The following is an 18,729-nucleotide window of genomic DNA, read 5'->3' as shown; positions in this document are numbered from 1 at the left end:
GGAACAACGTTCCGGAACGCAAATGCACGCCGCAAGCTTCGAGGGGATGACACATGGCCATTACTCGTTCCAAGCAGGTTGGTCGCCCTAGAAGCAGCGCCGAAACACTGCTCAACGCGGCGGCAGCAGTGTTCGTGACGTCCGGAGTTGATGCCCCGGTACGGGAGATCGCGTCAAAGGCTGGCGTCGGCGTGGGGACGATCTATCGCCACTTTCCGACGCGTCCGGAGCTTGTGGTTGCGGTCTACCGCCACCAGGTCGAGGCATGCGCAAATGCGGGACCGCGACTGCTCGCGGAGAGCGCGACGCCAGAGGCCGCTCTGCGGGCATGGCTGGCCTTGTTCGTGGATTTCCTCGTCACTAAGCACGGGCTCGCCGGCGCAATGCAAGGAGACAGCGCCGGATCCGACGCTCTGCACACCTATTTCGTTGACCGTCTCGTCCCCGTGTGCGCCTCGCTCCTCGAGGCGGCGCGCGAGTCTGCACACGCGGCATCCTCGGTGGATGCCTACAACGTACTCAGAGGAGTCGGGAACCTCTGCATCGGTGCAGCGAGCGACGATCGGTATGAGGCAGACGCTCTCGTGCAGTTGTTCATTTCCGGCGTTCTTGCCCCAGTCGCTCGCTGACACACCGCGGTGTGCGACTAGTCGCTGCTTCGCGTGCGCACGATAGGCTCCCCCTGATGAAAAACCCCGATGTGCTAAAAGCTGCCGAAAAATGGACCTCCTCAGAGATCAAGAACTGGTCACCAACGTGGCGGGATAACTTGACACATTGGCTTGAGCCCAGCCTCGCTCTCGTGGGAGATGCTGAGTGGGGTGGCCAGATCCGGGATATGGTTCAGCTTCCCGTCCCGGATCCGCTGGCGTGGGCGAACAGACGGGTCGAGCTGGCGGATGGGCATTGGGCCATCGCTGGAATCCGGTTTCGGGGTCGTGACGTCGAGAAGCCCTTCGTGGACATAATCGCAACATCGCTCCCTCCAGAGCCCTCGGGTCTTGCCGCTCTCGGCGAGGTCTTGCCGCAGTTCAGCGCGTTCTCTCCGCTGTGCTTGCGAGTCAACCTGCCTGATCCGGAGCTGGGACTTCGAGCGCTTACTGCTTCGGATGTGGATGCCGGACGAGCTACGCCGGATCTGCTTATCGTGGGGCGCCCGGTGGCGGAAATGCTTGAGCAGCCGCTAGCCAGCCGGTACGACGATGTTTCGCTCGTACCTTGCGATGCTGAGGAAGCGGAAAAACGTGTCGCAGCGATCTATGACGAGCTGAGGCGAGCACGGCCGCAACTCGATCAGTGGGCCACGCCGGCCGACGCCGACGCTCTCGAGGACGCCGCTGAGGAGGGCCTTCTCTTCGAGATTCTCGTCAACGGCACCTCGGCAGGCGTCGTGGCGGCTGAGCGTAATGACGCCTACGGTCTCGCTGGCTTTTGCATGCAGGAGATTGTCCTTGATTCTGCACACAGAGGACACCGGTTGGGCGTCGCTACCTTGCAGCGGCTTTGCCGAGAAGTGCCTGCGAGTGCCGACGACGTGCTGTGGGGGCACATCCATCCCGACAACTTCGCGTCTCTACGCAACGCCCAGGAGAGCGGGCGAAAGGTAGTTACCGCCCACGTGTGGGTCACCCCCACCGGCTACGACGGCATGCCCGCATAGAGGACAGCATCGAAGTTACAGGGATAAAACATCGAAGCGCCCGGCCGACCGATTCAGCCCTGCCCGGGGCCGCCGTAGGAGTGCCCAGGCGGAAGTGACGGGCAAACGGTCGTCTCGGTGAACACACCGATCTCGGCACGGATCGCAACACCGTGATCGGTGCGCACTACCGAATAAGCAATACCTTCGAGCGAGTCGAAATCCGAAGCGTTCCCCAGCGTGACGGCGTCGGTCTGTGTGCCCTCGGCGATCAGCGTCGGGACCGTTACGATCAGGTCCGCGGTCGGGTGCTCCTTAAGCCAGTTCGCCGTCTCGACGAGGTCGGCGCCCTCGACAGTCCAGTAACCGGTGCGAATCTCCATCGGCGAGCACGGCCAGCCTTGATAGGAGTAAAAAGAAGGCAGTGTCGCCTGCCCGCTCTCTTCTACGCGCACAGCAGCGGCGGGCAGAACCGCGCCCTCAAGCCATGAGTCAGCCTTCGCGGCGGCCGCTGTGTCGAGAGCCGGGTCGAAGTCCGATGCCGATGGCACTGCCGATGGCTCGCCGGAACTTTCCGCTCCGGAAACGGCGGTCGCGCACCCCGCGAGCAGCACCGTGGTGACCGATAAGAGAACGAGACTCTGCAGATGCCGCATAACCCTCACCCTATGGGCAACGGAGTCCTACTCGGGAGCACAAGTTGAGCGCGTCAACATCATCCTTTTGCTACCCTCAATACTCAGTGACATCGAAGGACGACCTTCGGCAGGTGCATCATCAGGGGACGGCCCCACCAAGGAGCCCGTGATGTCCCCCACAGATCTGAAACACCTGGTCGGAGCATCCGACATCGTCCGTATCGCGCTCGGCTGGGGCGCGTTCGGTGCCCTGCTGCTCATCCGCCCGCTGCTCGGAGCACCGGTCCCGGCGCCGCTGTTGATCATCGTGCTCGTCGTGATCATCGCCGTGATCCTGGTCTGCGCATTCGGCGTCGTGAAGCAGGCAGAAGCACTCGCCCATCGCCTGGGTGACCCGTACGGTTCGCTGGTGCTCACCCTCTCGATCGTGCTCATCGAGGTGATCCTCATCTCGGCGGTCATGCTCGGCCCCGGCGAGCATGCCACGATCGCCCGCGACTCCGTCATGGCGGTGACGATGATCATCCTGAACCTCGTCGTCGGGCTCGCCCTGCTCGTCGGCGGCATCCGTCACCGAGGTTTGGCTCACAACCGAACCGGCACGTCGGCTTATCTCGCGATGCTCGTCGTGCTCGTGGCGCTCGCGTTCGCCCTACCAGCGCTCATCGGTGAGAACGGCTCGTACACACCGGCGCAGCAACTCCCGATCATCGTCCTCACACTCGCGCTCTACGCGTTCTTCCTGTTCCGACAGATGGGATCGCAGGCAGGCGACTTCGTTGAGGTCGACGAACGGATCACACCTCGACCGCAGCATCCTGCGACAACGGCACCAGAAGCGCACGGCATCCGGCAGGTGATCCGCGCGCACCGCACCGAGGTGATCGTCCGACTCACCCTGCTCGTGATCACCGTCATCCCGATCGTGCTGTTGTCGCACGATATGGCAGCCCTCCTGGATGACGGGCTCGGCCGCATCGGTGCGCCGGCTGCGCTCGCCGGCGTCCTCATCGCCGCCATCGTGTTCCTCCCAGAGTCCATCACCGCCGTGAGGGCAGCGCTGGGTGGCGAGGCCCAACGGGTGAACAACCTCTGCCACGGCGCCCTCGTCTCGACCGTCGGACTCACCATCCCGGCGGTTCTCATCATCGGCATGTTCACGGACCAGACCGTAATCTTGGCCGAGTCTCCCGCGAACCTCCTCATGCTCGGCGCGACGCTGCTGCTGTCCGTGACCACGTTCGCCGCGAAGAGAGTGACCGCGGTGCATGGCGCGACTCACCTCGCCCTCTTTGCCGTCTACGCAATCGTGCTGTTTAGCTGATTTTCACCGTTGGTCGGGTCTTCCCTGAGAGCTTGCTATGGTGGAAAGGATGCTCGTGTCCGCATGAGCAGGGAGCGCTTGCGCGCTCTCACGCGAAACGTGCGCCCGACTGCGCACGGACGCAACCGATCTACTTCCCTCGAGGATGCACCGTAGTTTGGCGCGCCCCGAAAACACTCGAACTGAAAGGAGTCGCACCCCGGGTCTCTCGTCTGTGTGCTGCCATGCACCTCAGTGATCCAGGTTCGTTCACCGTCATGCTGACAGCACCAATGCCTCAAATGTCCATCACTCTCACCGCTTACTTCTCTCCCACTTAGCGCGCACTTTCTCTTTTCGACCAGCGGCTTCTGCCGCATCAAAGACGAGAAAGTGAGAACACCCGGTGGGAGACCTCCAAATATTGTCAGGACCGATCGTTGTCCTGCTCATTCTGCTGTTCTTCGGCGGCAGCCTGTACATGTCCATCCGCATCTCCCGAAAGAAGGAGAACGCCGATGGATATATGACCGCCGGCGGAAAGCTCGGATTCGGCATCTCTGCCGCATCCATGACCGCAACGTGGATCTGGGCATCCTCGATGTACGCTTCAGCGACATCCGGATACACCTACGGCATCTCCGGCCCCATCCACTACGGGCTCTGGGGTGCGTTGATGATTCTGCTCATCTACCCCTTCGGCCGTCGCATTCGCAAGGTGGCGCCAAAGGCGCACACCATCGCCGAGGTCATGTTCGCCCGGCACGGACGCTCCAGCCAGCTCATGCTCGCGGGCTCCAACGTGCTCGGCAGCATCATCAGCCTCACCTCCAACCTGATCGCCGGTGGCGCGCTCATCTCGATGCTGTCGCCGTTCACCTTCACGCAGGGCATCGTCGCGATCGCGATCGGTGTACTGGCATACACGCTGTGGTCCGGGTTCCGCGCGTCGGTACTCACCGACTTCGGACAGGTGCTGGCAATCCTGGGCGCTGTGGCGATCATCGTCCCGGTGATCTTCTTCGCCGCCGGCGGCCCTGACCTGTTCGTCACTGGGGCAAAGAATCTGACTCCGCAGCAGGGAGACTTCTTCTCGTCCGACGCGTTCTTCAACCAGGGCGCGCCGTATATCGCTGCCGTGCTGGCCTACGCGATCGGCAACCAGACCATCGCACAGCGGCTGTTCGCCGTGCGAGAAGACCTGATCAAGAAGACGTTCATCACCGCGACGTTCGGCTACGGCGCATCCATCATCGGCATCGGCATGCTGGGCGTCCTCGCCCTGTACGCAGGTATTGAGCCCATGAATGGAGACGTGAACAACCTGATCCCGCAGATGGCGGCGACCTACCTCCCGCCCGTCCTGGTCTGTGTGTTCTTCGTGATGATCATCGGCTCGCTGTCGTCAACGGCGGATGCCGATATGACGGCGCTCTCGTCAATCGCGATGGCAGACATCTACGGTCAGAACATCGCCGGCAAGAAGAATGCCAACCCGAAGACGATGCTGCTCGTGGGACGCCTGACCATGGTCGGCGCCACCGTGGCTGCGCTCTGCTTCGCGACGATGCAGTTCAACATCCTCGATCTGCTGGTGTTCGTCGGGGCGATGTGGGGAGCCCTCGTGTTCCCGGTGATCGCGAGCTTCTACTGGAACCGCGTCACCAACGTCGCGTTCAGCGTGGCAGTGGTCGCGGCACTCGCGGTGTTCCTGCCTGTGCGCTTCGAGTGGATCGACCTTTCCGGAGGCTTGGGCATCGCCAGCGACGTCCTCGCTGTGATCGGTGTGGGCGTGGTACTGGCGCTGATGTCGTTCGGGTTCTTCGGACTCCGAGTGGCGATGGTGGTCGGCATCGTCTCCACCGTGGCGGTGGCTCCGTTCGGAATCGGATTCCTGCACACCTACCCAGTGCTGTCGGGCTCGCTGGTGGCTTACGCCGTCAGCACCTTGGTCTGTGTCGCGCTGACGATGATGAACAAGACGAAGAGATTCGACTTCGCACTCATCGCGAAGCGCACGGGCGACTTCGACACCGCGGAGACCGCGATCATCGCCGAAGCCGAGAATGTCGTGAACGACGCGGATGCCGCCGAAAGCGGCGCACTCGCAGGAAAGGACGCATGATGGAGACCATCCTTCTCACCGCCTACGTGCTCGTGTGGCCGGTGGTCGTCATCGGTGTACTTACCGTGATCATCCGGGCATTCACGAAGGACGCCCGCGAAGCGAAGCGTGAGGGTCGTCAGATTATCTGACTCCCCTCAGAGATCGGAGAGTGCGATGATGAACGACATGCCAGTCAATCTCCCTGCACTGCAGGAACAGCTGCTGTCGAAGGCGCGTGCCTCTCATGCGCGCCGCGCGGCGGAGACCGTATATGGCGGCCGTGAGGCGATTCTGCGGCAGACCGCCATGGCTCTCCTCGCCGATCAAGAACTACCCGAGCATGACAGTCCTCCCGAGGCGACGCTGCAGGTGCTGACTGGGCACCTGCAGCTTCGCGGTCAGGATCGGCACTGGGATCTCAGCGCCGGTGACATCATCCCGATTCCACCCGAACGGCACAGCGTCACCGCGCGGGACGACAGCGTCTTCCTGCTCACGGTGCGCCGCTCGACAGAATAAAGACGTCGCTCAGATTACTCAACGATCGCGCAGTTGATCGGTGATCTCCGCGTCCATCGTGCGGATCGTCGCGGTATCGACATCCGCCAGCGCAGCCTCGAATCGCGCCTGGCGACGCTTGAGCCAGATACCCAACACGATCAGCACCACCATTGCCGAGTAGATCACGATTGACACCGGACTCTGCACGAGATACACCGGATCGCCCTGGCTGATGGCCATGGCCTTGCGCAGCTGTTCCTCTGCCATCGGACCGAGAATCGCCCCGACCACCATCGGCGACACGGGGTACCCGTGCCGACGCATGAAGAAGCCGATCACCCCGAGCAACAGCAGCACGCCGATGTCGAACACTGTGAAGTTCGCCGCGTATGCGCCGAGACCAGCGAAAACGAGGATGCCCGCATAGAGGTATGGGCGCGGGATCTGCAGAACCTTGGCCCACATTCCCACCAGCGGCAGGTTGAGGATGAGCAGCACGACGTTTCCGATGTAGAGGCTCGCGATGAGTGCCCACACCAGCGCCGGCTGGCTGTCGAAAAGCAGTGGCCCGGGACGGATCCCGTACGTCTGAAAAGCCGAGAGGATGATCGCCGCGGTGGCCGTCGTGGGCAACCCGAGCGTCAGCAACGGCACCAGCACTCCCGCCGCTGCGGCGTTGTTCGCCGCTTCAGGCCCGGCCACGCCTTCGATCGCACCCTTGCCGAACTGCTGGCGGTAGGGATCCTTGGCGAGCCGCTTCTCGGCCGCATATGACAGGAAGGTCGCGACATCCGCACCGCCTGCAGGGATCGACCCGATCGGGAACCCGATCGCGGTGCCGCGCAACCATGGCTTCCAAGAGCGTTTCCAATCGCTCTTCTTCATCCAAGAGCGCCAGCTCCCGGAGATCGGGATCATGGGCAGGGCTCCGCTGCGCAAGCGCGAGCCCACGTACAGCGCCTCACCTACCGCGAAGAGCCCTACCGCAACGATCACGACGTCGATGCCGTCACCGAGGTTCGGAACTCCGAAGGTGAACCGTGCCTGGCCGGTGAGGGTGTCTGTACCGACCAGCCCCAGGAACAGTCCGATCGACAGCGAGACAATGCCGCGAATCGGGCTCGCGCCGAGCAACGCTCCCACGGTCAGGAACGCGACGATCATCAGCGCGAAGTAGTCTGCGGGGCCGAGAGTGACTGCGAAGTCGGCGATGATCGGGGCGAACAGCGTGAGCAGTACTGTGGCGATGGTGCCGGCGATGAACGAGCCGATCGCCGCAGTCGCCAGTGCTGCTGTGGCCCGCCCCATCCGCGCCATTTTGTTGCCCTCGAGCGCAGTGACGATCGACGCCGACTCCCCTGGCGTGTTCAGCAGGATCGAGGTGGTCGAGCCGCCGTACATCCCGCCGTAGTAGATGCCCGCAAACATGATGATCGCGCTGGTGACGTCGAGTGTGTAGGTCAGCGGCAGCAGCAGCGCCACCGTCATCGCAGGACCGATGCCGGGCAGAACGCCGACAGCAGTACCGAGAAGCACTCCGACGAAGGCGAACAGCAGGTACTGCGGTTGCAGCGCCGTCGCGAAACCGTCCATGAGCAGTTGCAGGCTATCCACCGAACACCTCCGGCAGGATCGTGCCGAACGGCGGCAGTGAGAGCCCGAGGAGCGTGCCGAACAGCAACTGTGTCAGAACGCCCAGCCCCGCGCCGAGCAGCAACGCTCGCCACCAGCTGCCCGCACCCAGCGCGAGCGAAGCACCAGTGAACAGCACGGCGACGGCGACAGGCCACCCCGCGAGCGGGATGACCACTATGAGTGAGATGAATGAAAGCGCCAGCAGGATCACGGTCTTCCATGACGTGCGCGCCTCGGTGTCGACATCTTCGCCCTCGTCCGGTGCACCGACGTCACCTCGCAGCACGGCGATGATTGCCCCCGCGGATGCCACCAACATCAGCGCGGTCACGGCATACGGCACGACGCGGGCGCCGAGGACATTCGACGACCCGATCGGCTCGCGGATGAAACCAGTCATCACCAGCGCTACAACTGCAAACGCCAGGATCACACCGACGAAGAAAAGTTCCCCGAGCTTCCGCGAGCGCGGGGCGCCGGCAACAGCCGACGCCCCCGTGGTGATCTGATCTGTCATTCGATGAGCCCGATCGTCTTCAGCGTCTCCTGGGTCGTGGAGATATCGCCTTCGAGAAAGCTGGAAAATTCGTCGCCGATGAGGAACGCGTCCGTCCATCCGTTCGTCTCCAGGATTCCCGTCCACACATCACTGTCGTGCGCCGAAGTCACCAGGGACTCAAGGGCAGCCTTCTCATCAGCCGAGATATCACCGGGGGCGAGGAGTCCACGCCAGTTGGTGACCACGATGTCAATGCCCTCGTCGGTCAGCGTCGGCACTTCGGGCAGCAGCAGTGCGGGCTCCCCCGACGACACTGCGAGTGCCTTGAGCTCGCCGGCCTCCACCTGCTGCGCGAACTCCCCCACACCGGAGATTCCGGCCTGTACCTGACCGCCGAGAAGCAGCGTCAGCGCCTCTCCACCGCCGGAGTTCGCGATGTAGTTCAGGGTGTTCGGGACGTCAGCGGCATCCACGCCGGCATCGGTGAGTATGAGCGCTGCGAGGATGTGGTCGATCCCGCCCGCCGAGCCACCGGTCACAGCCATGGCTGCGCCTTCTTCCACCCAGGCTTCCACGAAGTCCTCGACAGTGTCGTAGGGACTGTCCTTCGGTACGACGATCACGAGCGGTTCTTCCGTGAGTTTCGCAATCGGCGTCATCGCCTCAACGCGCACATCTGACGCGTTCGTCTCGACCGCGCCGAGCATGACACTGCCAGTGATCATGAGCGTGTTCGGATTGTTCTCGGTGGCGAGGGATGCGAGGCCCACGGTGCCGCCGGCGCCGCCAATGTTCGTCACGGGTGCCGAAGAGACGAGCGACTCCTCGTTGAGCGCCTGCGCGAATGCGCGTGCGGTCTGATCCCATCCACCACCCGGATCAGCCGGTGCGATGACCGCGACGCTGTCAATACTCGCCGCGCCACCGTCGTCCTTCTCGCCTCCGCCTGTCGATGGCGTGCCGGCGCAGGCCGCGAGGCTCAACGCCGCAATGCCGATGATTGCGCCGAGCACCGGTCGGGTGCGGATACGGGTGTGCTGTGTCATGAACTCCTCCTCGAGTCCTTTCACCCGGCGTCCATGCCGGGAGCAAGTGCAGCGAGCCTAGGACGGGCACCGAAGCGGATGCGTGTTGTGTTCAGCACGAGGAGTTCTGGTCATTTTGTACCCGGGGCCACACGGCTATCACCGCTTAGCATTGGAGAGTGATGAAGGCGATGACGCTGCGCACGCAGCTCGTACTGCTGCAGGTCGTCATCGTGCTCGTGCTCGTGCTCACCGTCGGCCTCGCGGCGATGCTGATGCAGGAACGCCAGATCCGCGAAGCGTCCCAGGAGCGCATGATCGCCGTGGCGCAGTCAGTCGCGCAGCTTCCGACGATCGTCGACTCGTACGACGATGACGATCCCGCTGCAGTCATCCAACCGATCGCAGAGCTCATCCGCGATTCGTCCAACGTGGCATACGTCGTGGTGACGGATGACGAAGGCATCCGCTTCTCGCATCCGAATGCGGATCGGATCGGCGAGCCGGTTTCCACTGACCCGAGTGTGGCGCTCTCCGGCGACATGTACGTCGGCACCCAGACCGGCACGCTCGGTGAGTCCTGGCGAGTGAAGGTGCCGGTATTCTCTGACGGCACCGTCATCGGACAGGTTTCGGTCGGCATTCTCGAGTCAGACCTGCGCGCGGACTTCATGGGTGATATCACCGGTTTCCTGCTCGCCTTGGGTGCCGCCACGGTGATCGGCGTGGTCGCGGCGACCGGCGTCGCACGAATAGTCCGTCGACGAATCTACGGGCTGGAGCCCGACGAAATCCGTGGACTGCTCGAGACACGTGAGGCCACGTTGCATGGCATTCGAGAAGGCATGCTCGCGCTCGATGAAGAAGGTCGAGTTTCGCTGTGCAATGACTCCGCCGCGCGGCTGCTCGGGCTGTCTTCTCCCGTCGAGGCGATTGGCCGATCTGCCGCCGAGCTTGTGGACGATCTGACGACTTTGATCGCCGAGGCCGACGGCGCAAATCAACGTCTCTTATTATCCGGGGAGCGGGTTCTCGTGGCCAGGGCCGCACCGGTGCGGGTACAGGATCGGCGCGTCGGCACTGTCGTGACCTTGATGGATCGCACTGAGCTCGATCACGCGCTGCGCGACCTCGCGGGTGCGCAGAGTCTCGCCGAAGGCCTGCGCGCCCAGCATCATGAGTTCTCCAACACTCTGCACACCATCGGCGGTCTGATCGAGCTCGGCGAGATCGACGCCGCGAGACGCGTGATCGACCGTGCGGGAGACGGTGGTGCGCTCAGCCGTCTGGATGCACCCGACGGCGTGCAGGACATCGAGCTGGCCGCTGTCCTGCTCGCCAAACGCGCACGCGCGCGCGAGCTCGGCGTGCTCCTCACCATCTCGGATGACTGTCGGCTTCCTGCCGGCCCAGGCGACGGTGACCTCGGCACCGTGGTGGGCAACCTTCTGGACAATGCAATGGATGCCGCAGGTCACGGCGGCAACGTCGCCATCTCGATCGCGCAGGACGACGAATCGAACCTTCAGATCAGCGTCGAAGACGACGGTCCCGGCGTGCCGATCGATCGTCGTGGGGACGTCTTCCGTCTCGGCTATTCGACGAAGAGCGATGATCGACAGCGCGGGTACGGATTGACACTCGTCGCTCGAATCGTCGAGCGACGACACGGCTCGGTGGAGCTGTCTCCCTCAGACAGCGGCGGCGCGCGATTCACCGTGCGCATACCCGCCATTCACCTCGTGGAGACGGCGACATGAGGAGGCTGCGCACCCTCATCGTGGAAGACGACTTCGCCGTGGCACACGTCACACGGGGTTTCGTGGAACGGCATCCGCACTACGAAGTAGTCGAAGTCGCCCCAACAGGTGCGGATGCGCTCCGTGCGCTCAAAGAGCTGGATCCCGACGTGATGCTCCTGGATGTGTATCTTCCGGACATGTCGGGCATCAACGTGCTCAGACGAGCCCGTGCGGCAGGCGCGCACGTGGAGGTGATCGCCGTCACCGCCGCAAGGGATCTGGAGACGGTACGACGCGCCCGCGCCCACGGTGTGCACCATTACGTGGTCAAGCCCTTCCCCATGCGGACCCTCCATGAGCGGCTGGACGACGTGTGGCGGGTGCTCGCACGCGATGCCGAATTCACCGACAATGGGGAGCTCGATCAGGCCACTGTAGACGCTCTGATGCGGCGCGACGCGATCGCAATGGCCGGCAGGCGCAAGGGTGTGTCCCCGGTCACCCTCCAGCGCGTCGCCGAGACGATGGAGCAGGTGCAGGAGCCGCTTTCAGCCAGCGGACTCGCCGACGCACTCGGGATGTCACGGGTCAGCGCCCGTCGATATCTGGAGCGACTCGTCGAATCAGGACTCGCCGCGCGGTCACCCACCTACGGTGGGGTCGGGCGACCAGAACTGCGCTATCAATTGCGCAGGTGATCTCGGATCGGCGATAAGTCGCTGTCAGACGCCCGGTCGCACCGAAAGGTCCGTGATCTGCGCATCACGCGGCAGATCAAGAGCGGTCAGAATCGTTGTCGCGACTGATTCCGGATCGATGAAACGCTCCGCGTGATATTCGTTGCCCTCTTGATGGTGCACACGCTCCTGCATCGGTGTCGCCGTGCGCCCGGGAAAGATCGAACTGACCCGCACCCCGTGTTCGGCTTCCTCGTCACGCAGCGCGTCGGCCAGAGCCTTGAGCCCGTGCTTGGATGCCGCGTACGCCGACCACTCCGCATGCGCGCGAAGGCCTGCGCCCGAGTTCACGAACACCACCTGCCCACGGGACACCCGCAGTACCGGCAGCAGCTGGCGGGTGAGTTCGGCCGGCCCGATCAGGTTGACTGCCAGCTGCTGTTCCCAGAGAGCCGGAGACAGATCTGCGACGCGACCGAGGTCGACAACGCCTGCGACATGCACAAGCGAGTCGATGCGGCCGGGAAGATGTTGCTTCGACAGCGCCCACGAGAGCCGCCCAGGCTGGCTCAGATCCCCGACGAGCGTTGATGCACCGGGGAACTGCGCCGCAATCTCTCGCGCCCGCCCAGCATCCCGTGCCATCAGCACCAGCTCATCGCCACGGTCATGCAGGCGGCGAGCAAGCGCTGCGCCGATGCCTGAGCCGGCACCGGTGATCAGGTGCACTGCCATGTCAGGGACGTTCTGCTGCGGATGCAGTTTCGGTGAGCTCGAACGGCACGACTGGGCAGTCCTTCCAGAGCCGTTCCAGGCCGTAGTACTCGCGTTCTTCCGAATGGAAGACGTGGACGATCAGGTCGCCGAAGTCGAGCAGCACCCAACGTGCTTCCGCTCGCCCCTCACGGCGCACACGCTTGTGGCCCGACTCGATGAGCTTGTCTTCAATTTCATCGGCGATCGCGGCGACGTTGCGCTCGCTGTTTCCGGTGACGAGGAGGAAGATATCGACGAGTGGAAGAGGCTCGGACACGTTAAGCGCGACAAGATCCTCTCCACCCTTGGATGCGGCGGCGTCTACTGCGAGCTGCAGCATTTCTTCGGCTGTTTCAGGTGACTGCATCAGAACACATTCATGGTGAAGGCGATGACCAGGGCCGCCGCCAGGACGAGTGCCAGACCACCGGCGGTAATCGCCAGGATCAGCATGAGCTTGTTGCCCTTATCGGGCGCCGGCGGGCGAATTACCTCACCGGCAGGTTTGATCGTACTGACCGCAGCGCTGGCTGCGATCGGGGTGGGCGAGGATGCCGGCGGCAACTCACCATCAATGAGGACGGCATCAGCTTCCTTACCGTCCGCAGTGCCGTGCGCGTGGCCTTGCGAGCCAATTCCCTGGGGCAGCTCGTAGCTGCCGGTGACCAGCACCTCACCAGTGGATGCGACGGGTCCGGACAGCGAGCCTTCGCCCGCCGTCGGAGTAAAGATCAGTGTGTTCGGTGCGAGGTTCTGCGAGCCACCCGAGCCCGAGGTGATCAGCTCGTCGAACGACGGCGTGAACGCAGGTACATCGGACTGCTCACTGAGCAGGTCCTGACCGAACTTCGGGCTGACGACGGGACGCTCTCCCGTGATCACCGGCTCATCGTCTAGAACCTCAGCAGCTGGAACCTCAGCGTCAGAAATTTCTTCGTCTGAAACCTCATCGACGGAAATTTCATCGACGGTGTCTTCTGCTTCGGCGTCGTCGGCTTCGGCGGCGTCTTCTACTTCCGGCTCCTCCGGAACAATCACCGACACGGATGCGGTACGGATCTGCTCCTGCTGACGCACCCGACGACGAGTCAACGGCGCGTCTCCGGAGTCGAGCACAACTTCGGCTTCAGCTTCAACCTGCGGCACGGGCGCAACATGGGCGGGCTCGGGCGGGCTCGGCAGCGCAGCTGCGGAGGCAGCCTGTGCCGCAGCCGCTTCATCTTCGGTGATCACCGGCGTGGTGCCGGTGAGACGTATCTCCCGCAGCTGCTTGCGGGTCAGCGGCAGATTCCCCTGCTGATCCGATGTAGTCATGCCTTGCTCCGATACAGATGATGCTTCGCTATGTACTGGACGACCCCGTCAGGGACGAGGTACCAGACGGGCTGGTCGTCGCCCACACGCTCACGGCATACTGTCGAGGAGATCGACAGCGCCGGAACCTCAAGTTGGCTGACCTTTTCGCTCGGGAGGCCATCTGTGCTCAGAACGTGTCCTGGACGCGAGACTGCGACGAAGTGTGCCAACTCCCACAACTCATCATGGTCCCTCCAACTGAGAATTTGCGCTACGGCATCGGCGCCGCTGATGAAGAAGAGCTCAGCATCGGGACGATCGCGCTTCAGATCGCGCAGTGTGTCGATCGTGTAGGTCGGCCCTTCGCGCGCGATATCCACGCGACTCACGGTGAACTGAGGGTTGGAAGCCGTCGCGATCACCGTCATCAGATAGCGATGCTCACTCGGCGTGACGTGAGATTTCTGCCACGGGTGACCCGTCGGAACGAAGACGACCTCGTCAAGGTCGAAGGAGTGCGCGACTTCGCTCGCCGCGACCAGGTGCCCGTGGTGGATCGGGTCGAACGTCCCGCCCATCACTCCGATGCGGGGGGCACGCGTGGTCGTTGTCTCCATGCGCCCTAGTGGCCGTGCCCTGCCCCGTGACCGTCCTTGCCGTGCTGCTCAGCCCAGGCGTCTGCCTTTGCCGAGTGACGGTTCGCCACGTTGCGATAAGAGAAGGCGACGAGGCCGAGTAGCGCGAAGATGCCTGCAGCGATAAGGCCGAACATGAAGGTTTCCGCCTGCACGTTGCCGTGGTGCTCAGTTTCGGCCGCGGCCATCGCAATCTGTGCGACGAGGTTCATCGTGACTCCATTCGTGACCGTGTGCGAGAAGACGCTCACCCATCCTATCGCTCAGCCGCGAGTCTGACCTGACCCACGCGCCAGCCACTTCGTGCTGGTCAGCTCGGAAAGGCCCATCGGTCCGCGAGCATGCAACTTCTGCGTCGAGATTCCGACTTCGGCGCCGAAGCCGAACTCGCTGCCATCGGTGAAGCGAGTCGATGCATTCACCATCACCACGGCGGAGTCCACCTCGGCGAGGAATCGATCCGCATTTCGCGAATCGGTCGTGACGATCGACTCCGTGTGCCCCGTGCTGTACTGCCGGATGTGGGCAAGAGCGTCATCCAATGAGTCGACAACCTTCATCGCGATCTCGAGGCCAAGGTACTCCGTCGCCCAGTCTTCATCGGTTGCCGCAATCACATCGCTCGTGAGCTGCGCGACGGTGTCATCGCCGTGAATCGTCACGCCCTCGCTCTGCAGCGCGCTGGCAACCAGCGGAACCAGGCGCGACGCGGCCTGACGAAGCACCAGCACCGTCTCGACAGCGTTGCAGACGCTCGGCCGCTGCACCTTGGCGTTCACCACGATGTCGCGCGACCAGTCGTCCGGTGCGGTCTCGTCGAGAACGATGTGTACGTTGCCTGCGCCGGTCTCGATCACGGGAACCGTTGACTCGGTGACAACCGTTTCGATCAGTGCTGCACTGCCACGTGGTACGAGCACATCGACGAAGCCGCGTCCCTGCATGAGCGCCTTCGCGCCGTCGCGGCCGAAGTCATCGACGGTCTGAATCGCTTCGGCTGTGATTCCGACTTCTTCGAGCGCATCGCGCATGACCTGAACGAGCACGGTGTTCGAGTCGCGAGCAGCGCTGCCACCGCGCAGCACACTGGCGTTGCCTGAGCGAAGTGCCAGAGCCGCGATGTCGACGGTCACGTTGGGACGCGCCTCGTAGATCGCGCCGACCACGCCAAATGGCACGCGCACCTGTTCCAGCGCGACGCCATTAGGCATGCGATGACCACCGACGACCTGTCCGACGGGGTCTGCCAGCGCTGCCACTTCACGCACGGCGGAGGAGAGCGCGGCAACGCGCTTCTCGTCTAGGCGAAGCCGGTCGATCAGAGACTCGGCAGTTCCGCTCTCCCGCGCGCGGGCAATGTCCCGGCCGTTGGCCTCGATGATGGACGCCGAGTGCGCGTCGATTGCCTGCGCGATCGCTTCCAGCGCACGTGCCTTCTCGTCGCTGGTCAGACGCGCGGTCGCACGTGAGGCTTCTTTGGCGCGCGCAAGGCGGGCCTGCGGGGTCTCAGCAGTCATTCGGTCAGTGTACCGAGGAGCGATGCTGCGAGAGCCCTCTGTGACGGTTCAGAATACGCCGACGGATGCCTCGACGGCGGGTTCGATGGCTGGTTCGAACCAGGTGCCGATATCCACGCCCTTCAAAGCGCTGTCGACCAGGTCTGCGCTGGTGACCAGCACACCGATTCCGGATGCCGCGGCAAGCCGAGCGGCAGACGCCTTTGTGGCTGCTCCCCCTGTGCCGACGCTGTTCACCACAGTGGCGCCGAACTCGAGACCGGAGAGGTCAGCATCAGCGGCGATCACATCGATCGGCTCAGCACCGGGTTCGGTCGGCGGCTTCGTGTAAAGCGCCTCGACGTCGCTCAGCAAAATAAGTGCGTCCGCCTGAATCAACTGCGCAACGAGGGCCGCGAGTCGATCATTGTCGCCGAAGCGGATCTCCTGCGTCGCCACCGTATCGTTCTCATTGACGATCGGGATGACGCGCAGTCCGAGAAGGCGATCCATCGCACGACGGGCGTTGCTGCGCGAGGTTGCGTTCTCCAGATCGCCCGTAGTCAGCAGCACCTGGCCGGCGACGATGTGGAAGGGTCGCAGCGCTTCCAGATACCGGTAGACGAGGACGTTCTGTCCCACTGCCGCCGCCGCCTGCTGAGTGGCGAGGTCGGTGGGTTGAGCATCCAGATCAAGGAATGGAATTCCGGTCGCGATCGCGCCGGACGACACCAGCACGATCTCGCAACCGCGCCCATGTGCGGCGGCCAGAGCATGCACGATCATCGGGATGCGCCACGAGGACTCACCACTGATCGACGAGGACCCGACCTTCACGACGATGCGCCCTGCGTGTGCAAGTTCCGCGCGCGTGCGTGCGGTCAAGCGTCTTCTCCGTCGATCTCCTCCGTGGGCGTAACGCGACGCTTGTTGTCTTCTTCGGCGCGGAACGCTGCCCTGGCATCCATCCGCTCGTAGTACTTCTCGCGGCGCTCGGTCGTCGTACGACGCGGCATCGGGGCGAGACGCGGATCAGTGCCTCGGGGTGCAGTCATCAGCTCCGCAGCCGAACGCATCGTCGGCTCCCAGTCGAAGATCCATCCATCGCCCTCGCCGATGACGACGGTTGCGCCGGGGGCCGCGCCGACTCGGAACAGCTCGTCCTCAATGCCAAGGCGTTCGAGACGGTCAGCGAGATAGCCGACAGCCTCTTCGTTCTGGAAGTCGGTCTGCTGCACCCAGCGCACCGGCTTGGCGCCGAGAATGCGGTAGTAGGTGCCGTAGGAGCCACCCTCGACACGGATCGTGAAGGCTTTCTCCGAGCCGCGCGGTCGGATGACGACGCGTTCGACAGGAGCTTCGACCGTTGCCTCAGCGCGGTGCTTTTCGACAATGTCGCCGAGCGCGAAAGTGAGCTGGCGAAGGCCCTCGTGCGAAACGGTTGAGATGTCGAAGACACGGAATCCACGCGCTTCGAGCTCCGGGCGAACGAGATCAGCAAGATCGCGAGCCTCTGGCACATCGATCTTGTTCAATGCGATGAGCTGCGGACGCTCCAGCAGCGGAATCTGTCCCTCAGGCACCTCGTAGGCGGCAAGCTCAGCCAGAATGATGTCGAGGTCAGAGATCGGGTCTCGACCGGGGTCGAGCGTCGCACAGTCCAGGACGTGTAGCAGCGCCGAGCAGCGCTCAACGTGGCGGAGGAACTCAAGACCAAGGCCTCGGCCCTCACTTGCGCCCTCGATGAGACCGGGCACGTCGGCGACCGTGTAGCGCGAGTCTCCGGCCTGAACGACGCCCAGGTTCGGGTGCAACGTGGTGAACGGGTAGTCGGCGATCTTCGGGCGTGCCGCAGACACTGCCGCGATCAGACTCGATTTACCCGCAGATGGGTAACCGACCAGCGCCACATCGGCCACGGTTTTGAGTTCGAGGGTGACCACGCCTTCAAAGCCGTCGGTGCCGAGAAGTGCGAATCCCGGGGCCTTGCGCTTGGTCGAGGCAAGAGCAGCATTGCCCAGGCCACCTCTGCCTCCTTCGGCAACGACAACGCGCTGCCCAGGTGTCACCATGTCGACGAGGGTTTCGCCCTCGTCGTTCTTCACGACTGTTCCGATCGGGACCAGAAGCTCGAGTTCTACCCCTGCGAAACCAGAACGCCAGTCCCCCATGCCGAACCCGCCGTTATCGGAGGAGCGGTGTGGCGAGTGGTGGTACGCCAGCAGCGTGCTGGTCTGAGGGTCGGCGACGAGAACGATATTCCCACCGTCACCGCCGTTGCCACCGTCAGGGCCGCCGAGCGGCTTGAATTTCTCACGGTGAACGGAGACACAACCGTTGCCGCCCTTACCGGCGCGCAGTTGCAGCGTCACCGTGTCGACAAACGTGACCATGTCTCCCTTTCAGTTCCTGTACGGGACAGGCGCTCAGCAACCGGCCAAGTGCGGATACGCGGACGGGGCGAGCCGAAGCCCGCCCCGAACCGGATGTTTATGTGCTGCGAGTGCTAAGCAGCAGCGACGACGATGTTGATGACCTTGCGGCCACCCTTCGCGCCGAACTCGACCGCGCCCGCTTCAAGAGCGAACAGCGTGTCGTCGCCACCACGGCCGACGTTGACGCCGGGGTGGAAGTGTGTGCCGCGCTGACGGACGATGATCTCGCCTGCGCTGACCTTCTGACCACCGAAACGCTTTACGCCAAGTCGCTGGGAGTTGGAGTCACGACCGTTACGGGTGGAGCTTGCGCCCTTTTTATGTGCCATGTCCTGGAGCCTCTCC

The 18,729-nt window shown here is 63.5% G+C and carries 21 protein-coding genes; 8 read left to right on the top strand and 13 right to left on the bottom strand.

Going from position 1 to position 18,729, the window contains the following annotated elements; genetic code table 11:
- The first annotated feature begins 53 nt into the window (after positions 1–53).
- Together ACSU1G_RS00430 and ACSU1G_RS00425 are read left to right on the top strand one after the other, a co-directional pair.
- Positions 54–629 (top strand): TetR/AcrR family transcriptional regulator, encoded by a 576-nt coding sequence (locus ACSU1G_RS00430; RefSeq protein WP_439277936.1) that lies wholly within the window; start codon positions 54–56, stop codon positions 627–629.
- Positions 630–685: 56 nt separating this feature from the next.
- Positions 686–1,660, top strand: a complete 975-nt coding sequence (locus ACSU1G_RS00425) for a hypothetical protein (protein WP_439277935.1) — start codon at positions 686–688, stop codon at positions 1,658–1,660.
- A gap of 53 nt (positions 1,661–1,713) precedes the next feature.
- On the opposite strand, the gene ACSU1G_RS00420 is transcribed toward ACSU1G_RS00425, so the two are convergent.
- Positions 1,714–2,295, bottom strand: coding sequence for a hypothetical protein (locus tag ACSU1G_RS00420; protein WP_439277934.1), 582 nt, complete (start codon positions 2,293–2,295; stop codon positions 1,714–1,716).
- Positions 2,296–2,446: 151 nt separating this feature from the next.
- Between ACSU1G_RS00420 and ACSU1G_RS00415 the strand changes: the two genes are divergently transcribed.
- The 4 genes from ACSU1G_RS00415 (at position 2,447) to ACSU1G_RS00400 (ending at position 6,206) form a co-directional block, all read left to right on the top strand.
- Complete coding sequence (locus ACSU1G_RS00415) at positions 2,447–3,601, top strand: calcium:proton antiporter (RefSeq protein WP_439277933.1); 1,155 nt, start codon at positions 2,447–2,449, stop codon at positions 3,599–3,601.
- A 460-nt stretch (positions 3,602–4,061) separates the two neighbouring features.
- Positions 4,062–5,705, top strand: coding sequence for a sodium:solute symporter family transporter (locus tag ACSU1G_RS00410; protein ID WP_439278656.1), 1,644 nt, complete (start codon positions 4,062–4,064; stop codon positions 5,703–5,705).
- A complete protein-coding gene (locus ACSU1G_RS00405) occupies positions 5,702–5,836 on the top strand; it encodes a putative transporter small subunit (protein ID WP_439277932.1) in 135 nt (44 codons plus the stop codon). Before ACSU1G_RS00410 ends, ACSU1G_RS00405 begins: the two co-directional genes overlap by 4 nt.
- Before the next feature lie 37 nt (positions 5,837–5,873).
- Entirely contained in the window at positions 5,874–6,206 is a 333-nt protein-coding gene (locus ACSU1G_RS00400) for a cupin domain-containing protein (RefSeq protein WP_439277931.1), read from the top strand.
- An 18-nt stretch (positions 6,207–6,224) separates the two neighbouring features.
- On the opposite strand, the gene ACSU1G_RS00395 is transcribed toward ACSU1G_RS00400, so the two are convergent.
- From ACSU1G_RS00395 to ACSU1G_RS00385, 3 genes are read right to left on the bottom strand one after another with little or no spacing between them, the layout of a single operon-like run.
- Positions 6,225–7,802, bottom strand: coding sequence for a tripartite tricarboxylate transporter permease (locus tag ACSU1G_RS00395; protein WP_439277930.1), 1,578 nt, complete (start codon positions 7,800–7,802; stop codon positions 6,225–6,227).
- Positions 7,795–8,340, bottom strand: coding sequence for a tripartite tricarboxylate transporter TctB family protein (locus tag ACSU1G_RS00390; RefSeq protein ID WP_439277929.1), 546 nt, complete (start codon positions 8,338–8,340; stop codon positions 7,795–7,797). The genes ACSU1G_RS00395 and ACSU1G_RS00390 overlap by 8 nt, the downstream gene beginning before the upstream one ends.
- Entirely contained in the window at positions 8,337–9,368 is a 1,032-nt protein-coding gene (locus ACSU1G_RS00385) for a Bug family tripartite tricarboxylate transporter substrate binding protein (RefSeq protein WP_439277928.1), read from the bottom strand. The genes ACSU1G_RS00390 and ACSU1G_RS00385 overlap by 4 nt, the downstream gene beginning before the upstream one ends.
- 161 nt (positions 9,369–9,529) lie before the next feature.
- On the opposite strand from ACSU1G_RS00385, the gene ACSU1G_RS00380 reads away from it, so the two are divergent.
- Together ACSU1G_RS00380 and ACSU1G_RS00375 are read left to right on the top strand one after the other, a co-directional pair.
- On the top strand, positions 9,530–11,107 hold the full coding sequence (locus ACSU1G_RS00380; protein WP_439278655.1) for an ATP-binding protein: 1,578 nt from the start codon (positions 9,530–9,532) through the stop codon (positions 11,105–11,107).
- Positions 11,104–11,787 carry a response regulator gene (locus ACSU1G_RS00375; RefSeq protein ID WP_439277927.1) on the top strand — a complete coding sequence of 228 codons (684 nt, stop codon included), beginning with the start codon at positions 11,104–11,106 and terminating at the stop codon, positions 11,785–11,787. Before ACSU1G_RS00380 ends, ACSU1G_RS00375 begins: the two co-directional genes overlap by 4 nt.
- A 24-nt stretch (positions 11,788–11,811) precedes the next feature.
- Here the strand turns inward: ACSU1G_RS00375 and ACSU1G_RS00370 are convergent, their stop codons facing one another.
- From ACSU1G_RS00370 to rpmA, 9 genes are all read right to left on the bottom strand, one after another.
- Complete coding sequence (locus ACSU1G_RS00370; protein WP_439277926.1) at positions 11,812–12,501, bottom strand: SDR family oxidoreductase; 690 nt, start codon at positions 12,499–12,501, stop codon at positions 11,812–11,814.
- A gap of 1 nt (position 12,502) precedes the next feature.
- Positions 12,503–12,889: a ribosome silencing factor gene (gene rsfS / locus ACSU1G_RS00365; protein ID WP_439277925.1), complete on the bottom strand. Its 387-nt coding sequence runs from the start codon at positions 12,887–12,889 to the stop codon at positions 12,503–12,505.
- A complete protein-coding gene (locus ACSU1G_RS00360) occupies positions 12,889–13,836 on the bottom strand; it encodes a hypothetical protein (protein ID WP_439277924.1) in 948 nt (315 codons plus the stop codon). The genes rsfS and ACSU1G_RS00360 overlap by 1 nt, the downstream gene beginning before the upstream one ends.
- Positions 13,833–14,435 carry a nicotinate-nucleotide adenylyltransferase gene (gene nadD, locus ACSU1G_RS00355; protein WP_439277923.1) on the bottom strand — a complete coding sequence of 201 codons (603 nt, stop codon included), beginning with the start codon at positions 14,433–14,435 and terminating at the stop codon, positions 13,833–13,835. The genes ACSU1G_RS00360 and nadD overlap by 4 nt, the downstream gene beginning before the upstream one ends.
- 5 nt (positions 14,436–14,440) lie before the next feature.
- Complete coding sequence (locus ACSU1G_RS00350) at positions 14,441–14,665, bottom strand: hypothetical protein (protein WP_439277922.1); 225 nt, start codon at positions 14,663–14,665, stop codon at positions 14,441–14,443.
- A 51-nt stretch (positions 14,666–14,716) separates the two neighbouring features.
- Positions 14,717–15,970: a glutamate-5-semialdehyde dehydrogenase gene (locus ACSU1G_RS00345; protein ID WP_439277921.1), complete on the bottom strand. Its 1,254-nt coding sequence runs from the start codon at positions 15,968–15,970 to the stop codon at positions 14,717–14,719.
- 48 nt (positions 15,971–16,018) lie between these two features.
- Positions 16,019–16,834: a glutamate 5-kinase gene (gene proB / locus ACSU1G_RS00340; protein ID WP_439277920.1), complete on the bottom strand. Its 816-nt coding sequence runs from the start codon at positions 16,832–16,834 to the stop codon at positions 16,019–16,021.
- The gene (gene obgE, locus ACSU1G_RS00335; RefSeq protein WP_439277919.1) at positions 16,831–18,342 is read right to left on the bottom strand and encodes a GTPase ObgE; all 1,512 of its coding nucleotides are present in this window, start codon (positions 18,340–18,342) and stop codon (positions 16,831–16,833) included. The genes proB and obgE overlap by 4 nt, the downstream gene beginning before the upstream one ends.
- Before the next feature lie 113 nt (positions 18,343–18,455).
- A complete protein-coding gene (gene rpmA, locus ACSU1G_RS00330; protein ID WP_439277918.1) occupies positions 18,456–18,713 on the bottom strand; it encodes a 50S ribosomal protein L27 in 258 nt (85 codons plus the stop codon).
- Positions 18,714–18,729: the final 16 nt, after the last annotated feature.

The sequence above is a fragment of the Microbacterium sp. A93 genome (assembly GCF_051842835.1).
Note: the sequence above shows the minus strand (reverse complement) of the source record. Positions and strands in the feature narration are given on the sequence as shown.

Bases quoted from the DNA above. Each gene is read 5' to 3' on its own strand.
- ACSU1G_RS00430 (WP_439277936.1), top strand. From the start codon at position 54: ATGGCCATTACTCGTTCCAAGCAGGTTGGTCGCCCTAGAAGCAGCGCC.
- ACSU1G_RS00425 (WP_439277935.1), top strand. From the start codon at position 686: ATGAAAAACCCCGATGTGCTAAAAGCTGCCGAAAAATGGACCTCCTCA.
- ACSU1G_RS00420 (WP_439277934.1), bottom strand. From the start codon at position 2,295: ATGCGGCATCTGCAGAGTCTCGTTCTCTTATCGGTCACCACGGTGCTG.
- ACSU1G_RS00415 (WP_439277933.1), top strand. From the start codon at position 2,447: ATGTCCCCCACAGATCTGAAACACCTGGTCGGAGCATCCGACATCGTC.
- ACSU1G_RS00410 (WP_439278656.1), top strand. From the start codon at position 4,062: ATGTCCATCCGCATCTCCCGAAAGAAGGAGAACGCCGATGGATATATG.
- ACSU1G_RS00405 (WP_439277932.1), top strand. From the start codon at position 5,702: ATGATGGAGACCATCCTTCTCACCGCCTACGTGCTCGTGTGGCCGGTG.
- ACSU1G_RS00400 (WP_439277931.1), top strand. From the start codon at position 5,874: ATGCCAGTCAATCTCCCTGCACTGCAGGAACAGCTGCTGTCGAAGGCG.
- ACSU1G_RS00390 (WP_439277929.1), bottom strand. From the start codon at position 8,340: ATGACAGATCAGATCACCACGGGGGCGTCGGCTGTTGCCGGCGCCCCG.
- ACSU1G_RS00385 (WP_439277928.1), bottom strand. From the start codon at position 9,368: ATGACACAGCACACCCGTATCCGCACCCGACCGGTGCTCGGCGCAATC.
- ACSU1G_RS00380 (WP_439278655.1), top strand. From the start codon at position 9,530: ATGAAGGCGATGACGCTGCGCACGCAGCTCGTACTGCTGCAGGTCGTC.
- ACSU1G_RS00375 (WP_439277927.1), top strand. From the start codon at position 11,104: ATGAGGAGGCTGCGCACCCTCATCGTGGAAGACGACTTCGCCGTGGCA.
- ACSU1G_RS00370 (WP_439277926.1), bottom strand. From the start codon at position 12,501: ATGGCAGTGCACCTGATCACCGGTGCCGGCTCAGGCATCGGCGCAGCG.
- rsfS (WP_439277925.1), bottom strand. From the start codon at position 12,889: ATGCAGTCACCTGAAACAGCCGAAGAAATGCTGCAGCTCGCAGTAGAC.
- ACSU1G_RS00360 (WP_439277924.1), bottom strand. From the start codon at position 13,836: ATGACTACATCGGATCAGCAGGGGAATCTGCCGCTGACCCGCAAGCAG.
- nadD (WP_439277923.1), bottom strand. From the start codon at position 14,435: ATGGAGACAACGACCACGCGTGCCCCCCGCATCGGAGTGATGGGCGGG.
- ACSU1G_RS00350 (WP_439277922.1), bottom strand. From the start codon at position 14,665: ATGAACCTCGTCGCACAGATTGCGATGGCCGCGGCCGAAACTGAGCAC.
- ACSU1G_RS00345 (WP_439277921.1), bottom strand. From the start codon at position 15,970: ATGACTGCTGAGACCCCGCAGGCCCGCCTTGCGCGCGCCAAAGAAGCC.
- obgE (WP_439277919.1), bottom strand. From the start codon at position 18,342: ATGGTCACGTTTGTCGACACGGTGACGCTGCAACTGCGCGCCGGTAAG.
- rpmA (WP_439277918.1), bottom strand. From the start codon at position 18,713: ATGGCACATAAAAAGGGCGCAAGCTCCACCCGTAACGGTCGTGACTCC.